This is a genomic window from Pseudoalteromonas sp. L21 (assembly GCF_021728035.1).
GTDB lineage: Bacteria > Pseudomonadota > Gammaproteobacteria > Enterobacterales > Alteromonadaceae > Pseudoalteromonas > Pseudoalteromonas arabiensis.
In genome coordinates this window covers 1-13,631 of the sequence record NZ_JAKKCV010000007.1, presented here as the reverse complement: position 1 = coordinate 13,631, position 13,631 = coordinate 1, and the positions used below count along the sequence as shown (strand labels likewise).

13 protein-coding genes and 4 tRNA genes are annotated in these 13,631 nt (G+C 41.1%); 12 read left to right on the top strand and 5 right to left on the bottom strand.

The features are described from left to right. Positions 1-40: 40 nt before the first annotated feature. From L3V41_RS17530 to L3V41_RS17520, 3 genes are read left to right on the top strand one after another with little or no spacing between them, the layout of a single operon-like run. Positions 41-1,183 (top strand): methionine aminotransferase, encoded by a 1,143-nt coding sequence (locus tag L3V41_RS17530; RefSeq protein ID WP_193987985.1) that lies wholly within the window; start codon positions 41-43, stop codon positions 1,181-1,183. Next, entirely contained in the window at positions 1,171-1,944 is a 774-nt protein-coding gene (locus L3V41_RS17525) for an amidohydrolase (RefSeq protein WP_237128194.1), read from the top strand. Before L3V41_RS17530 ends, L3V41_RS17525 begins: the two co-directional genes overlap by 13 nt. Positions 1,945-2,000: 56 nt before the next feature. After that, on the top strand, positions 2,001-3,428 hold the full coding sequence (locus tag L3V41_RS17520; RefSeq protein ID WP_237128193.1) for a mannose-1-phosphate guanylyltransferase/mannose-6-phosphate isomerase: 1,428 nt from the start codon (positions 2,001-2,003) through the stop codon (positions 3,426-3,428). A 58-nt stretch (positions 3,429-3,486) separates the two neighbouring features. On the opposite strand, the gene L3V41_RS17515 is transcribed toward L3V41_RS17520, so the two are convergent. The 4 genes from L3V41_RS17515 to L3V41_RS17500 all read right to left on the bottom strand — a co-directional run bounded on the left by L3V41_RS17515 (position 3,487) and on the right by L3V41_RS17500 (position 7,371). Next, positions 3,487-3,750, bottom strand: coding sequence for a hypothetical protein (locus tag L3V41_RS17515; protein ID WP_237114582.1), 264 nt, complete (start codon positions 3,748-3,750; stop codon positions 3,487-3,489). Positions 3,751-3,846: 96 nt separating this feature from the next. Further along, positions 3,847-6,003 carry an ATP-binding protein gene (locus tag L3V41_RS17510; protein WP_237128192.1) on the bottom strand — a complete coding sequence of 719 codons (2,157 nt, stop codon included), beginning with the start codon at positions 6,001-6,003 and terminating at the stop codon, positions 3,847-3,849. Between the two features lie 109 nt (positions 6,004-6,112). Beyond that, a complete protein-coding gene (locus L3V41_RS17505; RefSeq protein ID WP_062567537.1) occupies positions 6,113-6,769 on the bottom strand; it encodes a response regulator transcription factor in 657 nt (218 codons plus the stop codon). Positions 6,770-6,999: 230 nt separating this feature from the next. Continuing rightward, entirely contained in the window at positions 7,000-7,371 is a 372-nt protein-coding gene (locus tag L3V41_RS17500) for a histidine triad nucleotide-binding protein (RefSeq protein WP_062567538.1), read from the bottom strand. Positions 7,372-7,475: 104 nt separating this feature from the next. Between L3V41_RS17500 and L3V41_RS17495 the strand changes: the two genes are divergently transcribed. Further along, positions 7,476-8,105 carry a DUF2057 domain-containing protein gene (locus L3V41_RS17495; protein WP_237128191.1) on the top strand — a complete coding sequence of 210 codons (630 nt, stop codon included), beginning with the start codon at positions 7,476-7,478 and terminating at the stop codon, positions 8,103-8,105. Between the two features lie 54 nt (positions 8,106-8,159). Here the strand turns inward: L3V41_RS17495 and L3V41_RS17490 are convergent, their stop codons facing one another. Next, the gene (locus tag L3V41_RS17490; RefSeq protein ID WP_237128190.1) at positions 8,160-10,004 is read right to left on the bottom strand and encodes a M1 family metallopeptidase; all 1,845 of its coding nucleotides are present in this window, start codon (positions 10,002-10,004) and stop codon (positions 8,160-8,162) included. 144 nt (positions 10,005-10,148) lie between these two features. Between L3V41_RS17490 and murB the strand changes: the two genes are divergently transcribed. The 8 genes from murB to L3V41_RS17450 all read left to right on the top strand — a co-directional run. Continuing rightward, entirely contained in the window at positions 10,149-11,159 is a 1,011-nt protein-coding gene (gene murB / locus L3V41_RS17485; protein WP_237128189.1) for a UDP-N-acetylmuramate dehydrogenase, read from the top strand. Further along, a complete protein-coding gene (birA, locus tag L3V41_RS17480; RefSeq protein ID WP_062567542.1) occupies positions 11,156-12,148 on the top strand; it encodes a bifunctional biotin--[acetyl-CoA-carboxylase] ligase/biotin operon repressor BirA in 993 nt (330 codons plus the stop codon). The genes murB and birA overlap by 4 nt, the downstream gene beginning before the upstream one ends. Beyond that, entirely contained in the window at positions 12,145-12,843 is a 699-nt protein-coding gene (locus tag L3V41_RS17475) for a type III pantothenate kinase (RefSeq protein WP_237128188.1), read from the top strand. The genes birA and L3V41_RS17475 overlap by 4 nt, the downstream gene beginning before the upstream one ends. A gap of 117 nt (positions 12,844-12,960) precedes the next feature. Continuing rightward, positions 12,961-13,036 (top strand) — tRNA-Thr (locus L3V41_RS17470). A gap of 40 nt (positions 13,037-13,076) precedes the next feature. Next, positions 13,077-13,161 (top strand) — tRNA-Tyr (locus tag L3V41_RS17465). 44 nt (positions 13,162-13,205) lie between these two features. Continuing rightward, positions 13,206-13,280 (top strand) — tRNA-Gly (locus L3V41_RS17460). A 12-nt stretch (positions 13,281-13,292) separates the two neighbouring features. Continuing rightward, positions 13,293-13,368 (top strand) — tRNA-Thr (locus tag L3V41_RS17455). A 136-nt stretch (positions 13,369-13,504) separates the two neighbouring features. Continuing rightward, positions 13,505-13,631: GTP-binding protein (locus L3V41_RS17450; protein ID WP_033023824.1), on the top strand; the 127-nt coding region annotated here is incomplete at its 3' end.

Here is a 13,631-nt window from a genome sequence, read left to right as displayed (position 1 = left end):
AGCATCGCTTCGGGCGCAAAACCATCTTTAAGGAATCTCTGTGTTTGAAAGTAAATTACCAAACTTAGGCATCAGTATTTTTAGTCAAATGACAGCTTTGGCAAATCAGCATCAAGCTATTAATTTATCTCAGGGTTTTCCTGAATTCGATGCGCCTGAATTGCTAAAAAAACAGCTCAACCATTATGTGTTAGAAGGCTTTAATCAATACGCACCTTCTAGTGGCATTGTGCGCCTGCAACAGCAAATTGCGGCACTGATAGCTAGAAAATACCATAACAACATAGATTATGAGCAACAAGTAACGGTGACATCAGGCGCAACCGAAGCATTATTTGTTGCCATTCAAACGCTTGTAAAAGAGGGTGATGAAGTAGTGGTGTTTGATCCCGCTTATGACTCATACCAACCAGCGATTGAGCTGGCTGGTGGGCGATCGGTTCATGTGGCATTACAGGCTCCTGATTATCGTATTGATTGGCAAGTCGTTGCGAATACTATTAGTGAAAAAACCCGTGCTATTATTATCAATACACCACACAACCCGAGTAGCAAAACGCTTAAAGCTGAAGACTTTTCAGCACTTAAGGATCTTGTTAAAAAACATGATTTATATGTCATCAGTGATGAAGTTTATGAGCATATTATTTTCGATAAAGAAGCTCATTTAAGTGTACTCACTGACGCAGAATTGTTTGCTCGCAGCTTTGTCATTTCAAGCTTTGGTAAAACCTTCCACAGTACGGGGTGGAAAATGGGTTACTGTGTGGCACCGAGTGAGTTAATGGAGGAGTTTCGTAAAATTCATCAATACGTGACATTTTCTAGTTTTACTCCTGCACAGCATGCACTCGCTGATATGTTAGAGTTAAAACCTGAGCATGTTGAGCAGTTAAATGAATTTTATCAGCAAAAGCGTGACTTACTAAGTGAAGCATTAAAAGAAAGCCGTTTCACTATTTTGCCAAGTGAAGGAACCTATTTTTTATTGCTTGATTACAGTGACGTGTCTGATTTAGATGATGTTGAGTTTTGTCATTGGTTAGTTGAGCAAGCAGGTGTGGCGGCAATTCCATTGAGTGTGTTTTACAGCACTCAGAGTCACGATAAAGTGATACGGTTATGTTTTGCCAAAAATGATGACACGTTAAAACGTGCCGCGGAGGTTTTATGTCAACTTTAACCTTAGCCTTAATACAGTCATCACTGCATTGGCTTGATAAAAGCGCTAACCTTGCACACTTTACTGAGCAACTTAATAGCTTTAATGAGCAAGTTGATTTAATCGTATTACCAGAAACCTTTGCCACTGGTTTTGCGATTAATCTTGATTGCAGTGAGCCAGAGCAAGGTGAAGTACTAAATTGGTTACAAGCCACAGCAAAGCAAAAGAATGCCGTGATTGCTGGCTCTGTGCTGGTTGCGCAAGGAGACAAAAAGGCAAACCGCTTTTATTGGGTTTGGCCAAATGGTGAAGTGAGATTTTACGATAAACGCCATTTATTCTGCTTAGGTAACGAAGGCGATTATGTTATTGCAGGTAAACAGCGTGAGGTGTTCACCATCAATGATTTTCGTATTCTCCCACAAGTGTGTTATGACTTACGCTTTCCCGTGTTTCAGCGTAATAGTGATGATTATGATGTTATGATTAATATCGCAAACTGGCCAGCAGCCAGACGCCATGTATGGGACACATTATTAAAAGCACGAGCGATGGAAAATCTTTGTTATGTTGCAGGTGTCAATCGTGTCGGTGAAGATGGCAATAATGTTGCCCACAGTGGTGGCACAGCAATTTATGATTTTAAAGGGGATACGCTTGCTAAGCTAGATGATAATCAGTCGGGTATTATTATTCAGCATATAGAAAAATCGCCGCTGAAGGATTTTCGTCGTACTTTTCCTGCCCACTTAGATGCTGATCAATTTCAGTTACTCTAAGCCGAACCCTTAAAAATTTGTTAAACTCATGGTTGGTTTTTTTACTGTAAGCAATCATGAGTTACAAAATCACGCCTGTTATTCTTGCTGGTGGCATCGGCTCTCGGCTATGGCCATTGTCGCGTAAAGCAATGCCTAAACAATTTTTATCTTTGCTTAGTGATGAGTCACTACTACAAAGTACTTTGAAACGGGTGATAAGCTCACGCTTCAATCCGCCTATTTTGGTATGCAATGAAGAGCACCGCTTTATTGCGAAGTCACAGGTATCAGAGGTCGTTGATGACTTTACTTTGCTACTTGAGCCAGAAGGTAAAAACACGGCGCCAGCTATCGCACTAGCCGCTGAATATGCAGTGCAAAATGGTTTAATGGATCCGTTATTAGTCATGCCCGCTGATCATCATATTAGTGATTTTGAAAAGTTAATAGCGCGCTTAGATGACGCTATTGCTCTTTGCGAACAACAGCAATTAATAACATTTGCAATTAAACCGACCGCACCACATACCGGTTATGGTTACATCCGCCAAGGTGAAGAGCTAAGCCGTGAAGGGTGTTTTAAGGTTGTAGAGTTTAAAGAAAAGCCAGCTCAAACGCTGGCAGAGCAATACGTACTTAGTGGTGACTATAACTGGAATAGTGGCATGTTTTTGTTTCTACCTAATGTGTATTTAAACGAGCTTAACCGCTTTGCACCAAAAATAGCGGAAAGTGTCACTAAGGCTGCTGAATTTAAAGAAGATCTAGGTTTTCTCAGGCCGAATAACACAGTACTTAGTACATGCCCAAGTGACTCAATTGATTACGCTATTTTAGAGCGTAGTGACAAGGTCGCAGTGATCCCGATTGATTTAAATTGGAGTGATATAGGGAGCTTTTCTGCGCTTTCGAAACTTGCTGATAAAGACCCGTTTGGTAATTACTTAAGCTCACAAGGGGTGAGCGTTGATAGCGATAATAATCTACTAATAAGCGAAGCCGATCATACAATTGCCGCGTTAGGGGTGACTAATAAAGCAATTATACATACCCATGATGCGACTTTAGTCGCTGATAAAAATGCCCTTAATAAACTCCCCGAGTTACTCAAACAACTTACTGTATCAGCAAGTGATAAACTAACGCACCATCAAGTCGTATTTAGGCCATGGGGTAACTATCGCACATTGGTAGAAAGCGTTGGTTTTAAAGTAAAAAAAATTAGCGTCAATTGTGGCGCTACGCTGTCTACACAACGGCATCAACATCGAGCAGAGCATTGGGTTGTGGTTTCAGGTATTGCAAGTGTACGTGTGGGCGATGATGAATTTGAACTAAGTGCCGATCAGTCTTGCTACATTGCAGCAAAGCAAATACATCGCTTAGCTAACTATTATCATGAGCCACTTGTTGTTATTGAGGTGCAAACCGGTGCTGTTTTAGATGAATGCGATATTGAACGTTTTGAAGATGAGTATGGCCGAAATGGCCACAACTCTTGACGCTTAAGTAAGTTGCGCTTACTGAAAACGCTATTATGCTCTTTACTCAAGAGGCAAGCTAAACTAAACCAATAGCGAGCCCTAAAATGAGTACCAGCCAGAAAATAGCGGTCTCTCTGAAATGGTTCAACAGCCAAAAATAAATTAACGCGAGTACCCCAGAAATGGCAGCGCTAACAATGGATGCAATGAAACCAAGGCCGAACATTAGGTTAAACAACAACACAATAGCTGTGTAAATACCCGCACATAAACTGGGTCGTTCGGTATTTATTAACAGCTTTAATAATGCAACTAAAATTAAAATTTTAAAAATCAGCATAAGTCCTATCCTTGGTTCTGTAGTGCGTTAATTATCATTACTTGAGTAACGGTACTTTGTATATTTAATTTGTTTGGCCTTATAACTACATCTAATTTAGCTCAACTCACTTCTTACATGTGCCAAATATGCTTGCAAGCTTTCTTGCCAAAGGCCTAGCGCACCGGTGAGGGATTCCTTTAGGGGCTTATTATCGAGTAATTTACGTTCTACTTTTTTTAATTCTAAGCCATAGCGGTTAAAGCCAAGCTGTAAAGCAGTACTTGCTTGGCGGTGCAAGAGCTTTATACATTGCTCTTTATCATCTTCAACGAGTTGCTGGCAGCGAATTAGTTTATTACGAGCTGATAAAACAAATTCATTATAAATAGAGGATACTTCATCTTCATTGAATGAACTAATAAGTGCTGCGGCAGCTGTTTCATCGTAAAGGGTATCTCGAAGCTCGACTGCGATGCTCGCCGCTTGATTTGATTGTGAATCACTAAGCGCTTGGCGCAGCTTTTGCTGTTTAATTGGTTTGCCAACGATGTCTTTGATACCTAGAGCCAAATATTCTTTTATTTCATCAGGACTGAGGCTTGCAGTAAAAGCAAGCACAGGAGTACGTTGGTTTAGATGGTCCATCGCCTTGAGCCTTTTAAGCACTTCTTGGCCTGTCAGATCCGGTAAATTCATGTCGAGAAGTACGACATCAAAGTGGTGCTTTTGCATCAGCTCAATAGCGCTATTTCCGTCTTTTGCCAGCTTAATTTTATGCTCGTCATCAGCCATAAATTCAATTGCAATCTTTTGGTTTAAGTCGAGATCTTCCACTAATAGAACATCTAGGCCTGTGACATAATCTTTAGATTGATGGCGTTGTTCTACAAGGCTTAATTCACCAACAGCAAGGTTAATATCAAAGCTAAACGTACTACCTTTTGCCAGCTCACTTTTTATATTTAACTTACTGCCGAGCTTTTCAAGCAAGCGACTAGTAATCGCCAAGCCGAGGCCTGTACCGCCTTTTTCTTTTCCTGCGCTACTTTGTACATAGGGTTCTGTTAGATATGCTATTTCTTCATCTTCAATGCCTGGGCCTGAGTCAATAACACTGATGCGAAGGAGGTTTTCAAACTGACCTTCTTTAAGTAGTTTTACATGAATTTTGACTGAGCCGTGATCTGTAAATTTAATCGCATTTCCGACAAGATTGATGATTACTTGTCTGAGCTTTTGTTGATCACAGTAGTAACATGCTTGCTCAGGAAGGTCATAAATAAGTTCAAACTTTAAGTGCTTTTGTTCAGCCAGAGGACTCAGCAATAGACACAAATTATTAAGCCATGTTTTAAGCTCAACATCTTCTTCGTAGAGGGCTTCGTCTCGCTGGTCGAGACTTGCATAATCAAGTACCTTATCGACCAGTAAATTAAGGGATTCAGCTGAGTTAATAATCGCTTCGCAATAAGGTTTATCACGGGGATCGCTAGATTGGTTCATAATAAGCTGCGCACTGCCTAAAATACCGTTTAAAGGAGTGCGAATTTCATGGCTGATAGTCGATAAAAATAATCCTCTAATTTCGAGGTCTTTATGTGCTTTCTCGGTAAGCTGATTTAAATTTTGCTCGCGTCTTTCATTACAAAGTAAAGCCATACCTGTGGCGTAAAACATAGGTGCAATGACACCATTGATAAACAGCGTGATACTAAACCAGTTCTCAGATAATAAATTGGCTGTACTGACATCACCCATCATTAAGGTGCGACCAGTGAATACTGCAAGAATAATTACTAAGATCATAATGTATACAATGCTGCCATTCGGATAGCTTTTCCGACCGTTACGGATAAATAGAGCCAGCAAAAATAATGATTCAATAATGTGCTGTAAATCTGAGACGAGGATTCGGCTACGTAGCTCGGTATTGTCTGTGGCAAGGTAAATCATTGTCAGTGCCAGCACGATAGTTATGCCAATAAAGGCTCTTAAACCAATACATTTCGCGTTAAAAAATTGGCAAATTGCGAGAACGTGAATGATTGATGCGCTAAACATAAATGAGTTAGCGATGGAAATACTCGCGATGTTATTGATATGACCATGCAGTGCAAAGCTCATAACTGAAATAAACATCACCAATGGGTAAAAAATATAAAGTAAGGTGCCTGGAGTATTTTTGTTGGTTCGCCACGTGAGATAACTAAGTAATGTCATCACAGCCATCATGGCTGCGCTTGCATAGTAGAGGGTCGCTGAGTCGAGCATTGTATTTCCGAGGCATTAATTAACAGCTTGAGAATAAAGTCTATTGTTATGTTTAGCAACCAGAAACAAAAACAGACGCAATGTGCGTCTGTTTTTTAGAGAATAAATCTTAACGAATTTCGTCAGGAATATTTTGCTGTGCCCAAGATAAAAGCTCAATACGGTTACGGCATTTAGTTTTTCTAAATGCACTGTATAGATGAGTTTTCACCGTGTGCGGACTAATACTTAAGTCCTCAGCAATCTCTTTGTTTTTAGAACCTTTGCTCATTAGCGAAATGATCGCTTTTTCGCGTTTAGTTAGTTTAACAGGTTCAATATCACCATCAGTCAATTTATGTAATGCATCTTTGTTGAACTGCAACATGCGATTTAATGCGTTACACATTATTTCACGGCGATACCAAAGTTGGTCTTCTAACAATAGACGAATGCCTTTCATTAACACGTCGGCATTATCTGTTGTGTAGAACACACCACGAATACCCGTTAATAAAGCGCGATTCGCAAGTTCTGGGTTTTCATCAAGATTAAACAATACAATGTCGCATTTAATACGAAGATTCACCAGTTGCTCTTTAAGTTTTCCCCACGCGTCGGTGCTTGATGTTTCAATGAATAACAAGCGTGTACCTTCCGGAACTTCAGAAATATCAGTACCAGATGTAACCGCAAGGCCTTGAGTCTTCAATAAAGGTTCTAAGACATTAATGCCAATTGTGTTAACCGGTTCTGAATCTAATAGTAAAAAGGCTGAACTACTCATATTTATACACTCTTGAATAAAGTTGACTCTTGCATCCTACCACGCCATCCACCCCTTTCGTATTAGAAATTTCTGAGTCTTGCGCAGGAAAAGTACAGTTTGTGTCTATTTTGTTTCAAAAAATACCGTTAGTTAACCTTAATATTTATGTTAACTAACTGATATCTATTTATAATAGACAGTATTAGTTAGTTTGTATTGTTTTTTACAATTATTAACATTAAAACGTATTAGATTTGTTGTTTCTTCTTATCTTGATAAGGAGGCCAACCCATCTCTTTACCTGCAAGCATGTGTAGGTGGATATGGTACACGGTTTGGCCGCCATGGTCATTGCAATTCATAACAACGCGAAAACCATCATCACTAAAACCAAATTGCTTCGCGAGTTTTGCAGCCACTACATATAGGTGACCAACAAGAGGTGCATGCTCCTGTGTGATGTCATTAATCGTTGCGATAGGCGTTTTTGGAATAATTAAAACGTGAAACGGTGCTTGTGGATTTATATCTTTAAAAGCGAGTGCTAAATCATCTTCATACACGATATCAGAGGGGATTTCGCGGTTAATTATCTTTGTAAAAATAGTCTCTTGGCTCATACTTAGCTCTCTTAATTCGTAGTTAATTGACCGCCCACTAATGACAAACTTTATTTGCAGTGTCAAACTGAAACTGCCGCAAGTTAAACAACCAAGGAGTGATCATGCGTAAGTCAGTATTACTAACTAGTATGTTTGCACTATTTTACAGTGCCAGCAGCCTAGCTGAAACTATCCACTTTCCAGAAGAGTTTGTGCCTTTGCAGGTGGGTGAACGTTTAATAGAACAATCGTTTTTTAGTCGAGTTGACGATGTTGAGCTTGCACCTGGTACTTATCAGTTAAAATTAAAATACACCGATCTTTATGAACAAGGTTATGACGATCATCAAGTTGTTGAATCGGAGCCATTTTGGGTTGAAGTAACGGTTGAAAGCGGCAAAAACTATGATTTAGTGTTTAATCGTGCCAGCAATGCCGTGGCAGCAGAAGTGTTTGCTGAATCACCGCAAGTAAGTTTAAAAGCAAAAGGTAGCGAGCTTGCTATGCCATTATCAACCATAGGCTATCGTACAGCACCAGCACCAGCACCTGCTCAAGCCGTGGCGAGGGCGCCTGTTGCTGCATCAAGTCCTAAACCGGCAACGGCAGCCCCTGTTACTTTGCCAGCAAAAGTACCCGGCGGACAGGCGGGCTTGAAAAATATGCCAAACGCAGCGTCCATGCTTGAGTTTTGGTGGCAACAAGCAAGCCCTGAAGAGCGTCGTGCATTTTTAGATAAAGTGACAAAATAAGAATTGGAAAATTAAAAGGCGCTGATTTTCAGCGCCTTTTTTGTGCTTGACTTATTATTTTGCGAATAAGTCGTCAACGGTACCTTGTGCAAGTGGGTGATAACCCGCACGGGCTTTTAAGTACACATCATGCGCCCAGTCTTTTTTACCGTTGTTAATAAGTGCTCTATAAAGTGGCACAATTAACTTACGGCGACCAATACCAGATAAGTGCTTATCAAGTGCAGGGTAGATAGGTTGATAACCATTACCGACTGCTAACATAAACCATGCGAAAGCACGCTCCGCATTAGTTGACTGCGTTAGATTGAACTGGTTATCAAGCTCAGTCATTTTCTCAATGCTTAAATCACGAGGTAGGTTATTTAAAAAGTGTAGCCACTCATGAACAGACCAATCCGCGGTTGGTAAGTCAGCTGCGCTAATCTCACCGTTTAGCCATGTTTTTGTAACTGCGTCGACTTTATCGAATGCATCAGACGTTGGGTTTGGTGCATCACTTGGTAAACCAGGCTCAAAAATCCACTCATTTACTTTATCCATGCTGACAATGCCTGGATATTTTTCGATTAAGTTGGCTTTTAAGTAAGTAACAAACTGAGCTGTTGTTAAAGACTTAAATGAAAACTCATCGAAGTAAGCTTTTACAAATGGATCGAACTTATCACGACCAAACTTGTTTTCTAGGTAGATTAAGAAAAGCTGGCCTTTGGTGTAAGGTACTGAGCTAAATGCGTCGTCAGGATCACGGCCATTAAGTTTTAAGTTAAGGCGTGTATCTGGTGCCGGTAACGTTTTAATGAGTTTACGCAAGCCAGCGGCATCAAGCGCTTGTTCCATCACAGCACGGTCACGACCAAATACTTCTTCCATGATGCGGTTTTCAACATAAGACGTGAAGCCTTCGTTTAACCATAAATCTTCCCACGTAGCATTCGTCACTAAGTTACCCGACCAAGAGTGAGCAAGCTCGTGAGCAATTAGATTTACTAAGCTTTTATCGCCAGCAACAACAGTTGGAGTGATGAAGGATAAACGCGGGTTTTCCATGCCACCAAATGGGAAGCTTGGTGGTAGCATCAATAAGTCATAGCGCCCCCATGCATATTCGCCATACATCGCGTTCGTTTTATCAATCATCGCTTGCGTGTCGTTAAACTCAGCCACAGATGCATCTAAAATGGTTGGCTCAGCAAAAATACCGGTTTGCTTAGACATGGCTTTAAATTCTAGATTACCCGCACCAATTGCGATTAAGTATGGTGAGATGGGTTGTGGCATATTGAATAAATAGTCACCATCTTTATAGAGTGCATCTTTGTTATCTGCACTCATTACCGCACGAATATCTTTTGGTGTGTGAATACGAGCAGAGTACGTCACGCGCATTGCTGGCGTATCTTGTACTGGGATCCAACTACGAGCGTGAATTGCTTGTGATTGGCTGTACATAAAGGGGTGTGACTTACTGGCTGTTTGCTCTGGTGTTAACCACTGTAAACCTGAAGCTTCTGGACGGCTGTTGTAGTAAATACGCGCTTTAACCGCTTGGCTTTTAAATTTAATTGTTAATTTTGAGCCCTTTACGTCATCACGTGCAGCAAGGGTAAAGTCAGCGTTGTGCCAGCTGCCTTTGTCATCTTGATACATGACTTTGTCGATATCTAAATCGCGGGTATCAAGAACAAGCGTTTTGCTGGTTGCATTATGCCAATCTAGCGTATGCTCAACAAAACCTTCTAATTGCTTATCATCAAAATCAACATCTAAATCTAGTAATAGGTGAGTGGTTGTTACGTCATCTAAGTTTGCGTAAGTGTGCTGGCTGATTGCGTCAGCAGTTGCTTGAGAGCAAGCACCGGCCATAGCAAGACTTAAAAGTAATGGTTTAAACTTCATAATAACCCTAGAACGGTAATGAAAAGAGCCTGTTTTATAACATGATTAGTGCAGTGGGTTGAGTGATTTTTACAATCTAATGCGTATTTTGCGACGATAGGTTACACTAATGCGATTAGTTACCGGTAACCTTTGAGGCGTTTTGTGGCTCAGTCCCTGCAATCTTTTCATACCTTTTCTTTGCCAAGCCAATGCCAGCACTTCTATCAAATCGATGATGTGAATCAGCTTATAACTACAGACTTTTCTGTCCCTTTTTGTATTTTAGGCGAAGGCAGTAATACGGTATTTTTATCTGACTACCAAGGCTCAGTGATTCACATGACAACCAAAGGGGTAGCAATTCAAGAACAAAGTGATGCTTTCTTATTTCATGTGGCGGCTGGAGAGAACTGGCATCAATTAGTTGCTATGACTATTGCTAATGGCATGCCTGGGCTTGAAAATCTAGCCCTGATCCCCGGTACTGTGGGAGCCGCGCCTGTGCAAAATATTGGTGCATATGGTGTAGAACTGGAAAAGTTTGTTAGCTATGTTGAATACTTTGATATTGCGACAAAGACGATTAAACGTTTAGCCAAAGACGAGTGCCAATTTAGCTATCGCGACTCTATTTTTAAACATGCACTTAAAAATAAAGCGGTGATCACTCATGTAGGATTACTCTTACCTAAAAAATGGCAGCCAGTACTAAGTTATGGGCCATTGCAAAAACTTACACAACCTTCTCCACAACAAGTGTTTGAGCAAATCATTGCGACTAGAAACAGTAAATTACCTAACCCAAGCGAACTTGCGAATGCGGGCAGTTTTTTCAAAAACCCAGTGATCAGTAATGAGCAGCTAGCATTATTGTTACAACAATACCCAAACTTGCCTCATTATTTTGTCGATTCTGAGCATCATAAAGTTGCGGCAGGCTGGTTGATTGAGCAGGCTGGCTTAAAAGGCTATAAAATTGCAGGGGTAGAGGTTCATCAGCAGCAAGCATTGGTGTTAGTGAATCACGGTAATAGTAATGGTGATGACTTAATTAAAATGGTGAAACATATTCAGCAGCAGGTCTGGCAAAAATATCAAATTGCTCTGCAACACGAAGTGCGACTGATTAACGCCGAATGTGAATGCCATATTGAATTGGGAGCTTCATCATGAAAGCACCAGACGGCAATAAACTGGCAATTTTACAGGCTCTGAATACCGGTGGTTTTATTTCTGGTCAGCAATTGGGTGAGCAGCTCGGTATCAGCCGCGCAGCAGTGGGTAAACATATTCACTCTTTGCAGGAAATGGGGCTCGATATTTTCAAGGTCACGGGTAAAGGGTATTGCCTTAATAATAGTGCGGGCTTACTGAACAAAGATAAAATTGGCAAGCATTATAATGAGTTGGGTGGCACCACAGCTAATGTCGAAGTACAGCCAATTATAGATTCTACCAATAGTGAGCTAATGCGTCGCTTACAAAGCGATATTCCACTCACGTCCGGCACCGTACTCGTTGCAGAAATGCAGCAAGCAGGAAGAGGTCGCCGTGGGCGTGTTTGGCAGTCTCCGTTTGGTGCAAATTTATATTTTAGCTATTTTTGGCGTTTAGATGATGGCTTGCAAGCGGCTATGGGTGTATCTATTGCTGTTGGGCTTGCTGTTTACGACACGCTTAAGGCCTTATATCAATTGGATATAGCGCTAAAATGGCCTAATGATATTTACTTAAACCGTGAAAAACTGGCTGGCGTATTAGTTGAGCTTGATGGCCAGCCACAGGGGCCTTGCCAGCTTGTGATAGGCATAGGTATTAATTTGCATATGCCAGAAAGTGCCAGTCAGCATATCGACCAAGCATGGACAGACTTAAGTCAACATGTTCAGGAACTTGATAAAAATAAGCTGGTGGCTTACTTATGTTTTTATTTAGAAAAACGTTTAGCGCAGTATCAACAAACAGGCTTAAATGATATGTATCTGACGTGGAATCAGTTAAACGCATTTGCAAATGAATACGTTGAGCTTAATACAGGGCATCGGAGTTGGCGTGGTATTTGTGAAGGGATTGACAGCCAAGGTGGCGTTCGTATTCGTCAAGATGGCGAAGTAAAAAGCTATTATGGTGGAGAAATTTCATTGCGTAAGGCTGAGTTATGAAACTGTTAGTTGATGTAGGTAATACCGCAATTAAAGCGGTTTTGTTTGATGGTAACCATTATCAGGCATGCGAACTTAACGCGATACCTTGGTCACAAATACAAGAACTGGTTTATGCGTGTGTGGGGAGCGCAGAGTTACTCAGGCCTTTATTAGCACAAGCACAACAACATTCCATTCCTAACTTTGAAGCGGTGGTCACGGCTGAGCTTGCCACCTTAAGCTGCGCCTATCAGCAGTATCAAAATTTAGGGATCGATCGTTGGTTAGCAGTGATTGCTGCTTTTGTAGAGTATCCTCAGCAAAACTGCATTATTACCGATGCCGGTACAGCTACAACGATTGATGTACTTAACTCTGAAGGTACGCATTTGGGGGGATGGATATTACCAGGCCTTGATTTAATGACGACCTCGTTGACCCAAAACACTAAGCGGGTGTTTGATGATGCACAAATACCTTTTAGTCCTGAATTAGGCTGTAATACACCGAATGGTTTAAAAAATGGTGCGCTGGTGGCCACGCTAGGTGCTATTGAACAAGCTAAGCAGCACATAAGTGGTGCATCAGTTACCTTGTTGTTTGCCGGTGGCTATGGAAAATTGCTAGCTGATTCATTTTCTCACAGTCAATTTGATAGCTTATTGGTTTTTAAGGGCCTTAATTATTGGCGAGAACTGACAGCAAAACCGTAAAAAAGCGCTAATTTGCCTGAATAGTGAGCGTTTAACACACAAAATCACACTTTTTTTAATTTTATTGTTGCATCACAATAAACCTTACCTTAGAATCTCGCCCCGTACTAAAGCAGTGCCGACTTAGCTCAGTTGGTAGAGCAACTGACTTGTAATCAGTAGGTCATCCGTTCAACTCGGATAGTCGGCACCACTTTCCTTTTACCGGAAGTGACTTAGTAAAGAATTTTCGTGGAGGGGTTCCCGAGCGGCCAAAGGGATCAGACTGTAAATCTGACGGCTCAGCCTTCGCTGGTTCGAATCCAGCTCCCTCCACCACTTTATTCTTGACGGTTAGAGGTAGTTTAAGAACAGGTTTCTATGCGGGCATCGTATAATGGCTATTACCTCAGCCTTCCAAGCTGATGATGCGGGTTCGATTCCCGCTGCCCGCTCCAGACTCTGGTGTTGCTGATATAGCTCAGTTGGTAGAGCGCACCCTTGGTAAGGGTGAGGTCGGCAGTTCAAATCTGCCTATCAGCACCAGTATCGAGAACTCATCTTAATTTCTTCCTTTATCTGTCAGAAAAAACTATTTGAAATTTGAAAAAATTAAATTAATCTACCCTCGGTGGATTATTTTCATATGTAATCTAGATACACAAAACTGATAGGTTCCGTCATGGCAAAAGAAAAGTTTGAACGCGTAAAACCGCACGTAAACGTAGGTACAATCGGCCACGTTGACCACGGTAAAACTACCCTAACTGCAGCAATCACTAACGTACTTGCAAAAGTATACGGTGGTG

Coding starts and splice junctions, on each gene's coding strand:
- birA (WP_062567542.1), top strand. CDS start 11,156: ATGAAAGCACCAGACGGCAATAAACTGGCAATTTTACAGGCTCTGAAT.
- L3V41_RS17500 (WP_062567538.1), bottom strand. CDS start 7,371: ATGAGCCAAGAGACTATTTTTACAAAGATAATTAACCGCGAAATCCCC.
- L3V41_RS17495 (WP_237128191.1), top strand. CDS start 7,476: ATGCGTAAGTCAGTATTACTAACTAGTATGTTTGCACTATTTTACAGT.
- L3V41_RS17515 (WP_237114582.1), bottom strand. CDS start 3,750: ATGCTGATTTTTAAAATTTTAATTTTAGTTGCATTATTAAAGCTGTTA.
- L3V41_RS17505 (WP_062567537.1), bottom strand. CDS start 6,769: ATGAGTAGTTCAGCCTTTTTACTATTAGATTCAGAACCGGTTAACACA.
- L3V41_RS17525 (WP_237128194.1), top strand. CDS start 1,171: ATGTCAACTTTAACCTTAGCCTTAATACAGTCATCACTGCATTGGCTT.
- L3V41_RS17490 (WP_237128190.1), bottom strand. CDS start 10,004: ATGAAGTTTAAACCATTACTTTTAAGTCTTGCTATGGCCGGTGCTTGC.
- L3V41_RS17520 (WP_237128193.1), top strand. CDS start 2,001: ATGAGTTACAAAATCACGCCTGTTATTCTTGCTGGTGGCATCGGCTCT.
- L3V41_RS17475 (WP_237128188.1), top strand. CDS start 12,145: ATGAAACTGTTAGTTGATGTAGGTAATACCGCAATTAAAGCGGTTTTG.
- L3V41_RS17510 (WP_237128192.1), bottom strand. CDS start 6,003: ATGCTCGACTCAGCGACCCTCTACTATGCAAGCGCAGCCATGATGGCT.